This is a genomic window from Kitasatospora sp. NPDC056138 (assembly GCF_042264695.1).
GTDB lineage: Bacteria > Actinomycetota > Actinomycetes > Streptomycetales > Streptomycetaceae > Kitasatospora.
Genome location: NZ_JBHJVK010000011.1, coordinates 43,222 through 59,360, shown reverse-complemented (window position 1 = coordinate 59,360; position 16,139 = coordinate 43,222). Strand labels below are relative to the sequence as shown.

Sequence of the window (16,139 nt, the reverse complement as noted above, 5' to 3'; positions counted from 1 at the left end):
CGCCTTGCAACCACCCCGCCGGAACTCGGCCCCCACCCCGGCAGCGGCATCACCGCACGGCAGTCACCGGCGTGCGACCCGCACCGCCCGACCCGCCTCGGGCACCACCACGACCACCACAACACCCCACGTCCGCCGGGGAATTACCCCAGGTCCGTCAGACCGACCACCCGAGGCGCGTCCGGGCTGACCACGGCAGCCGTCGCTTCGTGCTTCTCGTCGTCCCAGTCGAGCACGTGCAGGTCCTCGAAACGACTGCTCAGCGGCACGCCGTCGACAGTCTCCAGCGGCAGGGCGGAGAGGTCGACCGCACCCATGCTGTCCAGCGTGATCCGCCCGATCTTGATCAGCGCCTCCTTGCGCACCCACTGCCGCAGGAACGCCCGCTGCGGATCCGCGTGCTTCTCGACCAGCCTCAACTCGGCCCCGGTGAGCACCCGTTCCATCACCTCGGAGTGCGGACCGGTCCGCTCCGCCCGCTCCACGTCCACGCCGACCGCACGGTGGCCCGCAGCTGCGGCGACCACACCCTTGGTGTGCGAGAGGCTGACGTGGACACCGGGGTGGTCCGGCAGGTACGGCTTGCCGTGGTCGGCCTTCCCGCAACCGGGGCAGGACTGAGCCAAGGTCACACCGTCGGCCGTGGTCCCGATCAACTGCGCGGCGCAGAGCCGCACCAGGACGTGCGCCGCGACGAAGTCCTGCCGGGTGGACTCCTGCCGGAAGCGCGCGGCGCGCTCCCGTTCACCGTCGGTGAGCAGGCGCTCGTCCACCCCGGGGTGCCGCAGCACCTCCGCGCTCGCCGCAACCACAGCCAGCGGACCGCCTCCCCTGCGGCCCGCCTCCGTGTCGTCGTGCATCCCCGCCGCCTTTCCCCGTCTGCCCCTGCCCTCTGCCGAGGGGCCGAGGAACCAACCTACCGTGGGTCCCACCACCGCCTGATCGCCCCCGACTCCCCCGGCGGTCGGGGCAACGCCCCTGCATCCCCGGGGCGGTGACCGTGCCGCCGTACCCGCAGTGGACGCTCGCGGCCGGTACGGGCTCCCCCCACCGGGCTCGGTGCACCGTCGGAACCCGTACGACGGCGAGCGCCGCCCGACCACCGCACCACGCCGGGAGTCGGCGTCGGCGTCCGCCGTGCCACCGGCCAGGTCCTCGCCGTTCACATCCGCTCCCGGCCTCCTCCGGTCGGCGACGGAGCCCGGCTCGAATCACCTCAGTACGACTGCAGTTCGATCAGATTGCCGTCCGGGTCGCGCAGGTGCGCGGTCCGCATGCCGGGGCCCCATTCGGGCCGGCTGGTGGGCGGGACAGCCGCCCGGCCGCCGTGCCGCAGACAGAGCTCGAACCCGGCATCGACATCGGCGACCCGGCTGACCAGCATCGCCCGGTCCTGCGCCGGCGCATCGGCGGGCAGCGCGGCGGTGCCGACGGCGGCGGCCAGTGCACCCCGGTCGAACAGCCGCAGCATGCCTTCCCCGCCGACGTCCCAACCGGCGTACGGCCCGGCCTCGGTACCGCCGGTCAGGATCGCGCCGGCCAACGGCGGCAGGACGGCGTCGTAGAACCGGAAGCACTCGGCGAACCGGCTCACCAGCAGGCGCGCATGCAGGACGTCCATCTTCGGCTCCCGTCGTCCAGTGGAAGATTTAGTGGGTCGCTACCCACCATTGGGCCGAGCCTACAATATCTCCGTGAGCGAGAACGAGACACCGCCGAGCCTTACCGCACTGACGACCTATCTGCTCTCCAAGGTCGGCAGGAGCGCCCGCACCCGTCTCGCCGAGCGGCTGGCCGACCACGGCGTACGGCTGTGGCACATGGCGGTGCTCGCCGCCCTCGCCGACTTCGGCCCGCACGCGCAACGCGATCTCGCCGCCCGGCTGGCCATCGACCCGAGCGACGTGGTCAAGGTCATCGACGAGCTGGCCCGTGCCGGACAGGTCGAGCGGAACCGCGACACGGCCGACCGCCGCCGCGTCTCGGTGACCCTCACCCCCGCCGGACGTGCCGCACTGACCGCCCTCACCGCCGAGGCCACGGCCGTCCAGGACGCCGTCCTGGCACCGCTCACCGCACCGGAGCGCGCACAACTGCACGCCCTGCTGGCCCGCGTCCACCAGGGCATCTGAGCAAGGCGGCCGAACGGATCAGGCAACCGGAGCAGGCGACCGGGCCAGGAGACCGGGGCGGCCGACCAGGGAAACCGGGCGGAACCCGACCACCGCCGGGCCCACCGCAGTCGGACACATTGCGGCCGGACACGCCTCAGCCGGATCGGCGGCCCTTCGCGAACTCGGTCACCAGGGCGTCCTCGAACAGCGGCAGGTCGGCCGGTTTCCGGCTGGTGATCAGGGTGTTCGGCCCCTCGGCACAGCTCCGGAGTTCCTCGTCCACCCAGTCGGCCCCGGCGTTGACCAGGTCGGTCCGCAGGCTGGGCCAGGAGGTGAGGGTACGGCCCCGCACCACGTCCGCCTCCACCAGCAGCCATGGAGCGTGACAGATCGCCGCGATCGGCTTCCCCCGGTGGACGAACTCCCGTACCAGGTCGACGGCGGCACGGTCCAGACGGAGGAAGTCCGGGTTGGCGACGCCGCCCGGCAGCACCAGTCCGGCATAGCGCTCGACATCGGCCTCCTCGACCGTTTCGTCCACCGCGAAGGTGTCCGCCCGGTCCAGGTGCCTGAAGGCCTGGATCCGTCCCGGCCCGGTCGAGATCAGCCGTGGCGTGCCGCCCGCCTCCCGGACGGCCTGCCACGGGCCGGTCAGCTCGACCTGCTCCACTCCCTGCCGGGCGACCAGGAAGGCGACGGTGAGTCCTTGCAGCGTGACCATGGCGGTCCAGTCCTTTCCGAGCCCCTGCTCCTTCGCGAGGGGTGCCTGTACCAAGAGTGCGCACGCACCCCCGCGCCGGCGGTGACCCCGCCGACGGGCCCACCCGTCCGGCGTCGTCCGGTTTCGGCGGCGAACGCCCGGACATACCTTCTGCCATGACCAGGACGGCCGACGGCCAGACACGGCCTCGCGACGCACGCCCCGAACAGGCACGCCCCGCCCACGCACCTCCCGAGCACGCACCTCCCGAGCACGTGCCTCCCGCCGGCGCACGCCCCGAGCACACACGCCCCGAACACGCATCCCCCGAAGGAAGGACGCCCATGACCGGCAGCCTGGCCCTGGACGTGGACCGGATCCGCAGGGAAGCCCAGCGGACCATCGACGCCGGACCGGTGCGAAGCGCATACGGGCCGGACATCGAACGGGTGATCAGCGTCCTCAACAACGTGGTGGCCGCCGAGGTGGTCGGCTGGCTGCGCTGCACCCGGCAGGCGATCCTGGCGCACGGCACCGCCCCGACCCCGACGAGCAAACTGTTCGAGGCACAGGCCGACCGGAAGATGCGGCACGCCGTGGCGGTGGCCGACCGCATCGTCCAGCTCGGCGGCCAGCCGAACTTCGACCCGGCGACCCTCGCCCAGCGCGCCCGCACCGACTACTCCACCGCCGACGACGCCGCGCTGCGGGCGATGCTGGAACAGAACCTGCTGGCCGCTCGCATCGTCGTCCCCACCTACCGGCAGATCGCCCACTGGCTCGGCGACCGCGACCCGGCCAGTCGGCACCTGATCGAGTCCGTCCTCATCGACGAGAAGCAGAACGCCCGCGACCTGACGGCCCTGCTCAGCGCCTCGTCGAACGCGCCGGCCCCGGCTCCTTCCCCCGGACGCCCCCTGCACCGGGGAACGCCCGACCGCTGAACCCCGCGCAAACACCGGGCACCGAGCACCCCGCCCTCCCGCACCGACACGCGTGACCCGCACCGACACGAGGGCCCGCCGCGAACGGCGGGCCCTCGATCGTGCGTACCGACCGTCAGTGGTGTCCGTGGCCGCTGGTGACCTCCTGGTGCTCCTCGGCGGTCGGCTTGGGGATCTGGCTGTTCCGGCCGAAGTAGAAATTCGAGAGCTTGGCCCGCAACCGCTTCGTCCGGCTCGGCTTGCGGGCGACACCGTTCTCGTCCACCTCGGGGGGCAGCTCGACCGGTTCGTACTGCTCGTGCGCGGTGTACGTGTGCAGCTGGGCGGGCGTCAGCGCCTCGTGCACCTCGATGAACTCTCCGTGCGGCTTCCGCCTGATGATGCCGCTCTCGCGGCCGTGCAGGACCTTGTCCCTGTCCCGGCGCTGCAGGCCCAGGCACCAGCGCTTGGTGACGTAGAAGAACACGACCGGGACGACGAAGAAGCCGATCCGGCAGAACCAGGTGATCGCGTTGAGCGACAGGTGGAAGTGCGTGGCGATCAGGTCGTTGCCGCCGCCGGCCAGCAGCACCAGGTACAGCCCGATCCAGGCGGCGCCGAACGCGGTCCGGGTCGGGGCGTTGCGCGGCTTGTCCAGGATGTGGTGCTCGCGCTTGTCACCGGTCACCCAGTTCTCGACGAACGGGTACATCCAGATGGCCAGCAGAACGAGCGGGAAGACCACCAGCGGGACGAACACCCCGAGGTTCAGCGTGTGTCCCCAGGCCCGGATCTCCGAGCCCGGCATGATCCGGACCAGACCCTCGGAGTACCCCATGTACCAGTCCGGCTGGGCGTCGGTGGACACCTGGTCGGGGCGGTACGGGCCGTACGCCCAGATGGGGTTGACCGTGGCGATCGCCGCCATGGCCGAGACCACCCCGAAGACCAGGAAGAAGAAGCCGCCGGCCTTGGCCATGTAGACCGGCAGCAGCGGCATGCCGACGACGTTCTCCTCGGTCCGTCCGGGTCCGGCCCACTGGGTGTGCTTGTGGTAGAAGACCAGGATCAGGTGGGCCACCAGCAGGCCCAGCATGATGCCCGGGATGAGCAGGATGTGGACGGTGAACAGCCGGGGGATGATCGCGAACCCCGGGAACTGCCCGCCGAACAGGAAGAACATCAGGTACGTGCCCACGATCGGCACGGACAGGATCGCGCCCTCCATGAACCTGATACCGGTGCCGGAGAGCAGGTCGTCGGGCAGCGAGTAGCCCATGAAGCCGTCGAACATCCCGAGGATCAGCAGCCCGGCACCGAACAGCCAGTTGAGCTCGCGCGGCTTGCGGAACGCCCCGGTGAAGAAGACCCGCATCATGTGGACGAACATCGACGCGACGAAGACGATCGCCGCCCAGTGGTGGATCTGGCGGATCAGCAGACCGCCGCGGATGTCGAAGCTGATGTCCAGCGTCGAGGAGTACGCCTCCGACATCCGGATGCCGTTCAGCGGCGCGAACCTCCCGTGGTAGACGACCTCGGTCATGCTCGGGACGAAGAAGAACGTCAGCCATACGCCCGTCAGGATGATGATGACGAAGGTGTAGAGCGCGATCTCGCCGAGCATGAAGGACCAGTGGTCCGGAAAGATCTTGCGGAGATTGGCCTTACCGAGTGAGTAGATGCCGGCCCGGCCGTCGGCCCAGTCGGCGAGCGCCTCCACCTTGTTGGCGGGTCTGGCCCTCGAACTGCTCGGCGCGTCCGCACTCGTACTCGTACGCGGACCCGCGCCGGCCGTCGTGCGCGCGCTCGGTGAGGAGCTGGTGTCGGCGCTCATGCCCCGCACCCCCGGACGGCTGCGGCCGGGATTCGGGGGACGAGGCGGAGGACTGGCACAGGGATCATCGGGGCTCTCTCGGTATTGGGCGGTCAGGTGCGCAAGGGCCGGCGAGAGTGAACCGACTGGCTCGGCGGCCGGGTCGTGGTGGAAGGCGGCCTTCGACCGCCGGACGGGGCGGGTGCGGGGTCGCGGTGGTGCCCTCGATCCCGAATTCTCGACGCGGACCGCGCTGCCCGCCCTTCCACCGGGACGGATCTCCGCAGGGACGAACCTCCACCGGGACCGACCTCCACGAAGACGAACCTCCGCTGAGACCGACCTCCGCAGGGACGGACTTCGGAGACGGGCCTCCCGGACCGGCTCCGGGCACGGCGCTGCTGGACCATGCTGCCGGGCGGCCGGCCGCCATGCACGTCCATCCGGCCTGCGGGGACGTGTCGTTAGGCCGATGGAGGCACCGCCGCCACCACCGGGCGGACCGGACGGCCACCCGGGCGGCGGCACCCCGGCCGCGGGACGCGGGTGCCGTGGGGCGCAGCCCCGGGTGCCGTGCGCCGGCAGTACGGGTGCCGCCGGCCGCCGGGTACACGTGCCCCGGGCCAGCGGGTGCGGATGCCGTGGGACCTGCCTAGCTTGGTCCCGTGACTGAGCAGCCAGCCGAGACCAACAAGGCGCCGGTTCTCCTCCCCACCCGGTCGGGGTGCAGCGATGAGTGACAGCTCCGAGCAGACCCGGGGCCCGGCCGGACCCGCGGTCGGCGAGGTCCCCCCGGCCGGACGGACGCCCGCGCCCGGCGGCGTCCCGTCGGTCGGTGTCGAGGAGGAGTACCTGCTCGTCGACCCCGGCAGCCGTGAGGTCCGTCCGTGTGCGGCCGCCGTGGTCAAGCGCGCGGCCGTGGAACTCGGGGACCAGGTGTCCCCGGAGCTCGCCCAGTTCCAGATCGAGGCGAAGACCCTGCCGTGCGTCGGTCTCGACGAGCTCCACCGCCAGTTGCGACGGATGCGGGAGGTCGTCGCAGCCGCCGCCGAGGCGGAGGGTGTCCGGGCGATCGCCACCGGCTCGGCCGTCCTGGGCGACGCCGTCCCGACGCAGGTCTCGGAGCTCCCCCGCTACCGGGCCCAGCTGGACACCTACCGAGGGCTGGTCAGCGAGCACGCGATCTGCGCCTGCCAGGTGCACGTCTGCGTGCCCGACCGCGAGCAGGCGCTACTGACGGTGAACCATCTCCGGCCCTGGATGTCGGTCCTCGTCGCACTCATGGCCAACTCCCCGTTCTGGGCAGGGCGCGACACGGGCTACGCGAGCTGGCGCCGGCTGATGTGGGACCGCTGGCCCGTTGCCGGACCGCCGCCGTACTTCTCCGACCTCGCCGACCACGACCGCTGTCTGGAGTCCCTGGCGGTCACCGGTGCGCTGCTCGACCAACGGGCCGTCTACTGGGACATCCGGCTCTCCACGCGCTACCCGACGCTGGAGATCCGGGTGGCCGACATGCCGGTGACCGCCGAGGAGAGCGCTCTGCTCGCCGGCCTGGTCCGGGCCCTGGCGGTGACGGCGCTGACGGCGGTGGAGCACGGCGATCCGGGGCCGCCGGTCTCGGCGGAGCAGCTGCGGGCGGCCTGCTGGCGGGCAGCCCGTGACGGGCTGTCGGGCTCCGGCATCGATCCCCGCTCGGGGCGCCTGGTCCCGGCCGGGCAGACCGTCGACTCGCTCCTCGACCACGTCCGGCCCGCCCTGGAGGAACTGGGCGATCTCCCGGCGGTGACCGAGGGACTGCGACGGCTCGCCGCGGCCGGCACGGGCGCCGAGCGGCAGCGCGCCGTCCACGCCCGCAGGAGGAGCCTGACCGACGTGGTGGACTTCCTGGCGGCGCAGACCTCGAACGGGACCCTCGACTGAGTCCCGGAAGGTCTCGGGCCCCTCTCGACAGGCCCCTCCGTGGCTCCCGCACGGTCTCGGGGTGGGTCCGGCCGGATGAAGCGGGCCGGGCGGACGGCTGTGGCCGGGCGAATCGCGGATGGCGGTGATCTCATCGGAACCGTGGCGACGTGTCAGGGGCAGGCCCCTGCGCCGGTCACGGCCGTTCGGGGCTCGTTCGGAGGCTGGGAGGATCGGATGCCGATGGCTCGCCGACGGCTGCTGGCCGCCGTGACAGGCGGTGTGCTGGCAGGCTGCGCCGGCCCACCACGGACGACCGGCGCGCCCGGCGGACCGGGCGCATCGGGGCCGTCCGGCGCCGGCGCCGTGCCGTCTCCCGCCGACCACGGCCGGGCCGGGGTGAGCGCGCAGGCGTCCCATCCGCCCGCGACGGCGACCCGAGCGGAGGTGGTCGCCCGCTACGGGACGGCCACCCCGACCAGTTGGGGGTTCGAGGCCCCCGGTGTGGTCAGCCGGCTGCCCACCGCCGACCGGGTCGTCGCCCTGACCTTCGATGCCTGCGGCGGACCGGGCGGCAGCGGCTACGACCAGGCGCTGGTCGGGTTCCTCCAGGAGCGTTCGGTGCCCGCGACACTGTTCCTGAACTCGCGCTGGATCGACGCCAACCTCGCGACCTTCCACCAACTGGCCGCCGACCCGCTGTTCGAGATCGCCAACCACGGGACCCGCCACCTGCCGCTGTCCGTGTCCGGGCGCTCCGCCTACGGCATCCCCGGTACCCGGGACGCCGGGGAGGTCTTCGACGAGGTCGCGGGCAACCGCGACAAGCTCACCGCGCTGCTCGGCCGTCCGCCGCGCTTCTTCCGGCCCGGCACCGCCTACTGCGACGACGTCGCCGCCCGGATCGTGGCCGACCTGGGCGAACGGATCGCCGGATTCACCGTCAACGGCGACGCGGGGGCGACCTTCAGCGCGGCCCAGGTCCGGCAGGAGGTCTCCGCCGTGCGGCCGGGGTCGATCGTCATCTGCCACATGAACCGGCCCACCGGCGGGACGGCAGCCGGTATCGCCGCAGCCGTGCCGCAGCTGCTCGACGCGGGCCACCGTTTCGTCCGTCTCTCCGACCCCGTGGGGTGAGTGTCCCGATGACCGTCCGGGCAGCAGAACCGACAGTCCCCGGTGCGAACCCGGCCCGGTATGGCCGCACCGCCCGCTGGCGGGACCACGTCCAGGCGCGACGGCCGGCCCGTCGGCAGCCGGAAGCGCGCCGGGCGGTGGGCCCGGCGCGCGGGCCCGGAGTGGCGGAGCCGCAGACCGGACCGGGCCCTGCCCCGGGGAGCGGCCGTCCGCATTCCGGCGCGGCACGGTGAACGCGGACCACGGCCGTCCGGCCGGTCCGCCGCCGGACCACCGCCGAACCGCCGGAGCAGGAACCACCGGAACGAGAGCCACCGGAACGAGGGGCGCCGGAGCACGTCCCGCCCGACCGCGCCGCCGTACACCGTCCGGCAGCCGCGAACAGCGGGCCTCGACCGGGCGGATCCGCCGGGCAGCCGCGCCGGCCCCGTACGTCCGGGGCGAAGGAGTGGTCTCCCCCGGGCTGCGGCGGGCCGCCGGATACGCCTGGCGGCTGCTGCTCCTCGGCGTGGCCGGGTACGCCGCGTTCACCGTGCTGGAGCGGCTGCAGCTTCCGGCCGTCGCGGTCTTCCTGGCCCTGGTGGTGACCTCGGTCCTGCGGCCGGTGGCCGATCTGCTGGACCGGGTGATGCCCCGGCCGCTGGCTGTGCTGATCACCCTGCTGAGTGCCGTCCTGCTGCTGGCCGGTCTGTTCACGCTGGTCGGTGAGGTGGTGGCGAGCGGGTCGGCCCGGCTCGGCATGGAGTTCCGCGGCGGCCTCGGGCGGATCGAACGGTGGCTGGAGGGTGCGCCGTTCCATGTCCCTTCCGGCACCGTCGCCGGCCTGCAGGGGAAGATCGGCAGCTTTCTCGCCAGCCACCGGTCCATGCTGATCAGCACGGCGGTCACCGGCGCGAGCCGGGTGGTGGAGGCGGCCACGGTGGCCGCGCTGGCGCTGTTCCTGTCGGTCTTCTTCATCCACTCGGGGGACCGGATGTGGCAGTGGGGCCTGCAACAACTGCCCACCGGCAGCCGCTCGACCTGTGACCGGGCCGGCCGGGTCGCCTGGCGGACCTTCGCCGGCTACACCCGGGGGATCGTCATCGTGGCCGCCAGCAACGCGGTCCTGGTCGGGCTGGCGCTGTGGCTGCTCCAGGTGCCGCTGGCGCTTCCGCTGACGCTGCTGGAGTTCTTCGCCACGCTGATCCCGCTGGTCGGGTCGCCGATCGCGATGGCGATCGCCTCGGTGGTGGCGCTGGCGACCCGGGGGCCGGTCACGGCGCTGATCGTCCTGGGACTGATCGTGGTGATCGGCCAGATCGAGGGGCACCTGCTGCATCCGCTGGTGATGAGCTGGGCGGTGCGGATCCACCCGGTCACCGTGGCCCTCTCGGTGACCGCCGGTGCGGTGCTCGCGGGCGTGATCGGCGCGGTCGTGGCGGTCCCCCTGGTCTCGGTCGCCTGGGCGGTGATCAGCGAACTCCGCAACCGCGGCTGACCGGACGAGAGGGAAACCGGGCACCCGGCCCCCGCCGCACCGGTGCAGGACCTCCCGCGTGCACACCCCCGGCGGGGAGACTCCTGACAGGAACACCCCCGGCAGGGGAACTCCTCAACCGACGGCGGGCCGGAAAACCGGTCGCGCGGTGGGCCCCGGGGCCAGGATGATCGACGGATGACCTGGACCGCTCCCGAAGTCGCTCGCACCACAGGCTCACTCGTCGCGGGCGAGCGCGAGATGCTCGAAGGCTTCCTCGCCTGGCAGCGCAGCTCCCTGCTGCACAAGTGCGCCGGGCTGACGGGCGAACAGCTCGCCGGACGCACCGTACCGCCGTCCGGTCTCTCCCTCCTGGGACTGCTGCGGCACCTGGCCAAGGTCGAACGGATCTGGTTCCGCGAGCGGTTCGCCGGTGAGCAGGTGGAGCGGCTGCACGACACCGCGGACTCGAAGGCCGCCGACTTCGCCGAGCTCGATCCGGCCCGTGCCGCCGAGGACTACGCCCTCCTGGTCGAGGAGTGCCGCCGGTCCGATGCCGCCGTCGCGAACGCGGCGCTGGACGACACCTTCAGCCACGACGGCGAGGTCCACTCGCTCCGCCTGGTCTACTTCCACATGATCACCGAGTACGCCCGTCACCTCGGGCACGCCGATCTGCTGCGCGAGCAGGTCGACGGCGTCACCGGCGGCTGAGCGCGCCCGGGCCGGTACCGGATGGCCGACGACGCGGGGCACGGCCTCGGCCGCCCGGTACCGGCCAGGAGCCGTCCCGACCGGTCCCGAACTGTCCCGGAGCGCCTCCCCCGATCGGGGATACCCTCTCGGACATGAGAGTTCCCGAGAGTGTCGACGCCCCGCCGGCCGGCCGGCCCGCCGAGCCGGGTGCCGGGCCGGTGCGGTGCGCGACCGCGGCGGTGCTGCCGTGAAAGGCGCCCGCAGCAGGGTGTTGGCGGTCTGTCTGGCCGGCGGGCTCACCACCATGCTGGACAACTCGGTGCTCAACATCGCGGTACCGGCCCTGCGGAGCTCCCTGCACGCCGGTGCGACCCAGGTGCAGTGGCTGGTCGCGGGCTACTCGCTGGCCTTCGGACTGGCCCTGATACCCGGCGGCCGGCTCGGTGACGAGCGCGGCCGCAAACCCTTCTTCGTCGCCGGTATCGCGTTGTTCTTCGCGGCGGGCCTGCTGGCGAGCACCGTGCGCGTACCCGAACTGCTGGTCCTGCTGAGGCTGTTGCAGGGCGCCGGGGCGGGACTGGTCAACTCGCAGATGATCGGGACCATCCAGGACGTCTTCACCGGCCCGGAACGCACCCGGGCACTCGGCCTGTACCAGGTGACCTGTGCGGTGGGGATCGCCCTCGGGCCGCCGATCGGCGGCGCGCTGATCGCGGCCGCCGGGCCCGACTGGGGCTGGCGGCTGGCGTTCCTGGTGAGCGCGCCCTCGGGCCTGGCCACGCTGATCCTGGCGGTGCGCCACCTGCCACCGGCCAGGCGCTCGGCGGGCCGGGCCGACCTCGACCCGGTCGGCCTGCTGCTGGTCGGCGCGATGACGCTGGCGGTGATGCTCCCGTTCATCCAACCGTCCAGTGGCACCCGCAAGTTGCTGTGGGCACTGGCAGCCTGCGCGCTCGCCGGACTGTTCCTGCTCTGGCAGCGCCGGTACGCGGCCACGGGACACCGGCCGCTGCTGCACCCCGCGTTGGCCCGCTCGGCGCCGTACGCGCTCGGCACGGTGGTGGCGATGGGCCAGTTCGGCGCCTCGCTCGCCTCCGCACTGGTGCTGGTGATGTTCCTGCAGGACGGGCTCGGGCTGTCACCGCTCGCCGCGGCGGCCGTCACCCTGCCCTCGGCCCTGGCGATGGCCGGGGTCTCGGCGGTGGCCTGGCGGGTGGTGCAGCGGATCGGACGGCACGTGGTGGCGCTCGGCCTGGCACTCGCCGTCCTCGCACTGCTGCTGAGCGGACTGGCCGGGCGGTACGCCCCGGTGGGCTGGCTGCCGCTGGTGCTGGCGGTGGGGCAGCTCTGCTCGGGCGCGGCCTCCGGGCTGTCCGTCTCGCCGAACCAGGCCGCGGTACTGCGGCACGCACCCGCGGAGGCGGCCGGCGTCGCGGGCGGGATCCTGCAGATGTCGCAGCGGATAGCGGGTGCGGTGGCGGTCTCCGCGGTCTCCGGCGTCTACCTGCACGGCGCAGCCGGACCGGGGGCCGACCCGCGGAGCGCGTACTGGCACGCCGTGCTCGCCTGCACGGCCCTGGTAGCCCTCTCCCTCACGCTCGCCGTCCTCACCGGCCGCCGCACCCCACTGCCGACCGGCTCCCGCACCCCGTCCGCACGGACCGGCCCGGGCACCGCCGCGGGCACTGCCCGTGCCGCCTCGGAAGGGGCCGAGGTCTGAGCGGGCCCGGGGGCCGCTCCGCTCAGGGTGCGGACAGTACGGCCCGGAGCGCGTCGGCCACCGACCCGCCGCCCGAGGTGAGTTCGAGCGTGCGCCCGGTGGAGGACGGGGTGTCGAGCAGGGCGAGCAGGACCTGGGCGACGTCGTCGCGCGGCACGGAGCCCATGGGCAGCGGCGGTGCGCCCAGCCGGATCAGTCCGCTGCCCTGATCGTCCGTCAGCCGGCCGGGGCGCAGGATCGTCCAGGCCAGGTCGCGGTGGCGGAGCTCGTCCTCGGCGACGGCCTTGGCCCGGAGGTAGGCGGCGAACTCCGGGTCCGTGGCGGGGTCGTCCGCGCGGTCGAGGCCCATGGTGCTGATCATCAGATAGCGGCCGACCCCGGCCAGCCCGGCGGCGTCTGCCAGCAGGACGGCGGCGGCCCGGTCGACGCTCTCCTTGCGCGCGCTGCCGCTGGCGGGGCCCGCACCCGCGGCGAAGACCACCGCGTCCGCGCCGCGCAGGTGCTCGGCGAGTTCGGCCACCGGGGTCCACTCCAGGTCGCAGACGACTGCCCGGGCGCCGCGCGACTCCAGGTCGTGGGCCTGTTCGGGCCTGCGGATCAACCCGGTCGCGGTGTCCCCGCGCTCGGCGAGCAGCCGTTCCAGGCGAAGGGCGATCTGACCGTGTCCACCGGCGATGACGACATGCATAGCGGCGACGGTACCGCCGCGCGCGGGGCGCTCCGCTGACCGACACCGCCCGGATCGACCGCCCGGGACGACCCCCGGGGTACGGCTGCGGGGTGCGGCTGCGGGGAAGTGGTCGAGCCGCGCGCCGCACCGAAGCGCGCGGCCGGTCGTGGTGCCCCGCGCCCCGGTCGGCAGCCCGGTCGGCGCCCCCGTCAGCCGACCGACCGTCCACGGATGGTCAGTCGACCGGTGCCTTGTCGCGCAGGACCTCGACGAAGGCCCGCATCCAGCCCGGGTGGTCCGGCCAGGCCCGGGCGGAGACCACGACACCGTCCACGACCGCGTCGCCGTCCTGGTAGTCGGCCCCGCCCGCCTTCACGTCCGGCTCCAGCGCCGGGTAGGCGGCACTGCGACGGCCCGTCAGCGAACCGGTGGCCAGGGTGATCAGCGGCCCGTGGCAGATCTGCGCGACCGGCTTGTCGGCGTCGAAGAAGTGACCGACGATCCGCTTGACCTCCGCGTCGTTGCGCAGGTACTCGGGCGCCCGGCCGCCGGGCAGCACCAGGGCGGCGTACTCCGCCGGGTCGACGTCCGCGAAGGCGAGGTCGGCCGGCCAGGTGTAGCCGGGCTTCTCGGTGTAGGTGTCGAAGCCGTCGACGAAGTCGTGCACCACGAACTGCAGCTTCTTGCGCGTCGGCGCGGCCACGTGGACCTCGTAGCCCTCTTCCAGCAGCCGCTGGTAGGGGTAGAAGACCTCCAGCGACTCCGCCGCGTCGCCGGTGACGATCAGGATCTTGGGTGCCATAACGGGTTGCTTCCCCTCCGTCCGCCCACCTGCTGTGGGGCCCTGCACACCCTGCCGTCCGACAGGCCGTCCGGGCAATCCACCACCGCACTCGCGCCGGTTGTGCGCCCCTGCCGTGCCACTGTGCGCCGGTGTGCTCCCCCACCCGTCTGCCGGCGTACCCGGATCGGACCGACCGGGCGAACTCCGCGAGCGTCCGCGCCACGGTCGGCCTACGGTGCTGAAGAGGCTCATCGCCGCCCCGCCGGGCACCGCCCCGGACCGGCGCCGCCCCCTCACCGACCAGTTTCCCCACCTATCGTGCGCATCGAGACCATCGCGCACAGGAGGTTGTCATGCCGAACTCCCAGGTCGTCGAGTCCACCACCGTCGCCAGCCTTCGGGACCTCGGCGGTATATCCCTGCCCGACGGCGCCCGGGTGCGCCCCGGCACCGCCTTCCGCTCCGGTCAGCTGGACCGGCTCGATCTGCGCAGCGACCCGGCGGTCGCGGCCCTCGGCATCCGCACCGTGGTAGACCTCAGGACCGCCTTCGAACGCACTTCCCGGCCCGACCGCGTCCCGGGCGGCGCCACCCTGCTGGTCGCGGACGTGATGGCCGACACCTCCTGCGCGGGAGCCGCCAACCGGCTCGGCGCCGCCATGGCCGACCCGGCCAAGGCCAACCGGACCCTCGGCGGCGGCCGGGCCCGGCAGGCGCTGGAGAAGGACTACCGCGCCTTCGTCACCTCCGCCTCCGCCCGCGCCGCCTACAAGCAGCTGGTGACCGCGCTGGCCCGGCGCGAGGGCGGCCCGCTGCTCTTCCACTGCACGGCCGGCAAGGACCGTACCGGGTGGGGTGTCAGCCTGATCCTGATGCTGCTCGGCGCGGACGAGCCGACCGTCCGGAACGAGTACCTGGCGGTCGGCCCGGCGGTGCGCGCGGCCTTCGCCCCGCAGGTCGCGGCCTTCACCAGTGCGGGCGGCGACCCGGAGATCGCGGACGCCGTACTGGGTGTCCACCCGTCCTATCTGGCGGCGGCGATCGAGACCATGACCGAGATGTGGGGCGACGCCGAGAGCTACGCCCGGGCCGGTCTCGGCCTCAAGGACGAGACCGTGGACGCGCTGCGCACCCGGCTCACCGCCTGACGGGCCCGCCGACCGGGCCCCTCCTCACCGCACCGGGCCCGCGACCCGCGCCCGCTTCCCAACACCCGCTTCCCACTTCCCGGTTCCCGCCCAGCGGCGTGCCGCGGCCCTTCGCGCCGCCCGCCACCGCTGCGCCCCGGCCGGCGCTCGTTCCACAGCGAGCACCGGCCGGTCGTGGTCGGCTGCGGCCGCCCGCCGCTCCACCGGGTCGGCCGGCGGCCCACCGCTCCCGGCCGAGGGGCGCTTCGGGCGGCCCGTTCTGCCGTACTGCCGGTCAACTCTCGAACCCCCGTGCGGTCAGGGCGGTTTGGCCGGCTCGGAATCCCGGGGATACCTGTCCATGACAAGAAAATGCGAGGTTCCTGACGGTCCGTCCACCCCACTGGAGGTCCCGTGTCCCTCGGCCCCGACACGCCCGAAGTCCTGCCCCACCAGCGGCACTCGGCGGCTTCCGCACGCGCCAGATTCGGCGACCGGCTGCGGCACTGGCGGCGCCTGCGCGGGCTGAGCCAGGCGGAACTCGGCCGCCGCCTCGGCTACCACGACTCGCACATCAGCAGGGTCGAGACCACCCGGCGCTGGCCGCCGGTCGGGATGGCCGAACGCACCGACCGGCTCCTCGACACCGGAGGGGAGTTGAGCTTCCTCTGGCCCGCCGTGGACCGAGAGCGGCGGGCCCTGCGCAGGCGCCGGAGCGCCGACCGCGTCGCGCCGGAGGCGCTGCAGCAACTGCTCGGCGCCGCACGCCTGGCCGGCTGGTCGCCGCTCGGCACGAACGAGGCCGCATACGATCAAGTACTGTGCACCGTCATGGAGTTGCTCAATGACGGCGGCCGGCCGGGGGCGCCCGCGTAGCAGCCCCGCAGAGCAGTCCGCGTGGCAGCCGCGACCGGCCGGGTCGAGCGCCCGCCCTGCCGGTCCTCCGGTCCTCCGGTCGACCCCATCGGCACCGCCACCAGCGCCACCGCCCGTCGGGCTGTGCCGCGCAGGGCCGACGCAGCCCGGTCCGACCCGATGACCGCGCCCCCGGTACCTCCCGCGATCGGCGGGAGGCACCGGGGGAGGCGCAGCGG

The 16,139-nt window shown here is 73.4% G+C and carries 15 protein-coding genes; 9 read left to right on the top strand and 6 right to left on the bottom strand.

The genetic code is table 11. The features are described from left to right. Positions 1-143: 143 nt before the first annotated feature. Both ACFC1R_RS10470 and ACFC1R_RS10465 read right to left on the bottom strand, forming a co-directional pair. Positions 144-860: a 4'-phosphopantetheinyl transferase family protein gene (locus ACFC1R_RS10470; RefSeq protein ID WP_375935848.1), complete on the bottom strand. Its 717-nt coding sequence runs from the start codon at positions 858-860 to the stop codon at positions 144-146. Positions 861-1,216: 356 nt separating this feature from the next. Then, on the bottom strand, positions 1,217-1,621 hold the full coding sequence (locus ACFC1R_RS10465) for a VOC family protein (protein WP_375935845.1): 405 nt from the start codon (positions 1,619-1,621) through the stop codon (positions 1,217-1,219). A 73-nt stretch (positions 1,622-1,694) separates the two neighbouring features. Here ACFC1R_RS10465 and ACFC1R_RS10460 point away from each other — a divergent pair, with 73 nt between their 5' ends. Further along, complete coding sequence (locus tag ACFC1R_RS10460; RefSeq protein WP_375935842.1) at positions 1,695-2,132, top strand: MarR family winged helix-turn-helix transcriptional regulator; 438 nt, start codon at positions 1,695-1,697, stop codon at positions 2,130-2,132. Positions 2,133-2,268: 136 nt separating this feature from the next. On the opposite strand, the gene ACFC1R_RS10455 is transcribed toward ACFC1R_RS10460, so the two are convergent. Beyond that, complete coding sequence (locus ACFC1R_RS10455) at positions 2,269-2,835, bottom strand: type 1 glutamine amidotransferase domain-containing protein (RefSeq protein WP_375935839.1); 567 nt, start codon at positions 2,833-2,835, stop codon at positions 2,269-2,271. 323 nt (positions 2,836-3,158) lie between these two features. On the opposite strand from ACFC1R_RS10455, the gene ACFC1R_RS10450 reads away from it, so the two are divergent. Next, positions 3,159-3,758: a ferritin-like domain-containing protein gene (locus ACFC1R_RS10450; protein ID WP_375935836.1), complete on the top strand. Its 600-nt coding sequence runs from the start codon at positions 3,159-3,161 to the stop codon at positions 3,756-3,758. A 115-nt stretch (positions 3,759-3,873) separates the two neighbouring features. On the opposite strand, the gene ACFC1R_RS10445 is transcribed toward ACFC1R_RS10450, so the two are convergent. Next, positions 3,874-5,574: a cytochrome bc complex cytochrome b subunit gene (locus ACFC1R_RS10445; protein ID WP_375935833.1), complete on the bottom strand. Its 1,701-nt coding sequence runs from the start codon at positions 5,572-5,574 to the stop codon at positions 3,874-3,876. 711 nt (positions 5,575-6,285) lie between these two features. Here ACFC1R_RS10445 and ACFC1R_RS10440 point away from each other — a divergent pair. The 5 genes from ACFC1R_RS10440 (at position 6,286) to ACFC1R_RS10420 (ending at position 12,464) form a co-directional block, all read left to right on the top strand. Continuing rightward, the gene (locus ACFC1R_RS10440) at positions 6,286-7,476 is read left to right on the top strand and encodes a glutamate--cysteine ligase (RefSeq protein ID WP_375935830.1); all 1,191 of its coding nucleotides are present in this window, start codon (positions 6,286-6,288) and stop codon (positions 7,474-7,476) included. Between the two features lie 222 nt (positions 7,477-7,698). After that, on the top strand, positions 7,699-8,592 hold the full coding sequence (locus ACFC1R_RS10435) for a polysaccharide deacetylase family protein (protein ID WP_375935828.1): 894 nt from the start codon (positions 7,699-7,701) through the stop codon (positions 8,590-8,592). A 448-nt stretch (positions 8,593-9,040) separates the two neighbouring features. Then, complete coding sequence (locus tag ACFC1R_RS10430; RefSeq protein WP_375935825.1) at positions 9,041-10,069, top strand: AI-2E family transporter; 1,029 nt, start codon at positions 9,041-9,043, stop codon at positions 10,067-10,069. Between the two features lie 177 nt (positions 10,070-10,246). Next, positions 10,247-10,762 (top strand): DinB family protein, encoded by a 516-nt coding sequence (locus ACFC1R_RS10425; protein ID WP_375935822.1) that lies wholly within the window; start codon positions 10,247-10,249, stop codon positions 10,760-10,762. A gap of 229 nt (positions 10,763-10,991) precedes the next feature. After that, entirely contained in the window at positions 10,992-12,464 is a 1,473-nt protein-coding gene (locus tag ACFC1R_RS10420) for an MFS transporter (RefSeq protein ID WP_375935819.1), read from the top strand. A 22-nt stretch (positions 12,465-12,486) separates the two neighbouring features. Here ACFC1R_RS10420 and ACFC1R_RS10415 read toward each other — a convergent pair whose 3' ends face one another. Beyond that, entirely contained in the window at positions 12,487-13,152 is a 666-nt protein-coding gene (locus tag ACFC1R_RS10415; protein WP_375935816.1) for an SDR family oxidoreductase, read from the bottom strand. Between the two features lie 217 nt (positions 13,153-13,369). Continuing rightward, positions 13,370-13,936, bottom strand: a complete 567-nt coding sequence (locus ACFC1R_RS10410; protein ID WP_375935813.1) for a DJ-1/PfpI family protein — start codon at positions 13,934-13,936, stop codon at positions 13,370-13,372. Between the two features lie 335 nt (positions 13,937-14,271). Between ACFC1R_RS10410 and ACFC1R_RS10405 the strand changes: the two genes are divergently transcribed. Further along, positions 14,272-15,066: a tyrosine-protein phosphatase gene (locus ACFC1R_RS10405; protein WP_375935810.1), complete on the top strand. Its 795-nt coding sequence runs from the start codon at positions 14,272-14,274 to the stop codon at positions 15,064-15,066. Between the two features lie 393 nt (positions 15,067-15,459). Continuing rightward, the gene (locus ACFC1R_RS10400; RefSeq protein ID WP_375935807.1) at positions 15,460-15,921 is read left to right on the top strand and encodes a helix-turn-helix domain-containing protein; all 462 of its coding nucleotides are present in this window, start codon (positions 15,460-15,462) and stop codon (positions 15,919-15,921) included. Positions 15,922-16,139 lie beyond the last annotated feature (218 nt).

What these genes read in the sequence shown, in the direction of transcription:
- ACFC1R_RS10470 (WP_375935848.1), bottom strand. Translation starts at nt 860, where the DNA reads ATGCACGACGACACGGAGGCGGGCCGCAGGGGAGGCGGTCCGCTGGCT.
- ACFC1R_RS10465 (WP_375935845.1), bottom strand. Translation starts at nt 1,621, where the DNA reads ATGGACGTCCTGCATGCGCGCCTGCTGGTGAGCCGGTTCGCCGAGTGC.
- ACFC1R_RS10455 (WP_375935839.1), bottom strand. Translation starts at nt 2,835, where the DNA reads ATGGTCACGCTGCAAGGACTCACCGTCGCCTTCCTGGTCGCCCGGCAG.
- ACFC1R_RS10450 (WP_375935836.1), top strand. Translation starts at nt 3,159, where the DNA reads ATGACCGGCAGCCTGGCCCTGGACGTGGACCGGATCCGCAGGGAAGCC.
- ACFC1R_RS10445 (WP_375935833.1), bottom strand. Translation starts at nt 5,574, where the DNA reads ATGAGCGCCGACACCAGCTCCTCACCGAGCGCGCGCACGACGGCCGGC.
- ACFC1R_RS10440 (WP_375935830.1), top strand. Translation starts at nt 6,286, where the DNA reads ATGAGTGACAGCTCCGAGCAGACCCGGGGCCCGGCCGGACCCGCGGTC.
- ACFC1R_RS10435 (WP_375935828.1), top strand. Translation starts at nt 7,699, where the DNA reads ATGGCTCGCCGACGGCTGCTGGCCGCCGTGACAGGCGGTGTGCTGGCA.
- ACFC1R_RS10425 (WP_375935822.1), top strand. Translation starts at nt 10,247, where the DNA reads ATGACCTGGACCGCTCCCGAAGTCGCTCGCACCACAGGCTCACTCGTC.
- ACFC1R_RS10415 (WP_375935816.1), bottom strand. Translation starts at nt 13,152, where the DNA reads ATGCATGTCGTCATCGCCGGTGGACACGGTCAGATCGCCCTTCGCCTG.
- ACFC1R_RS10410 (WP_375935813.1), bottom strand. Translation starts at nt 13,936, where the DNA reads ATGGCACCCAAGATCCTGATCGTCACCGGCGACGCGGCGGAGTCGCTG.
- ACFC1R_RS10405 (WP_375935810.1), top strand. Translation starts at nt 14,272, where the DNA reads ATGCCGAACTCCCAGGTCGTCGAGTCCACCACCGTCGCCAGCCTTCGG.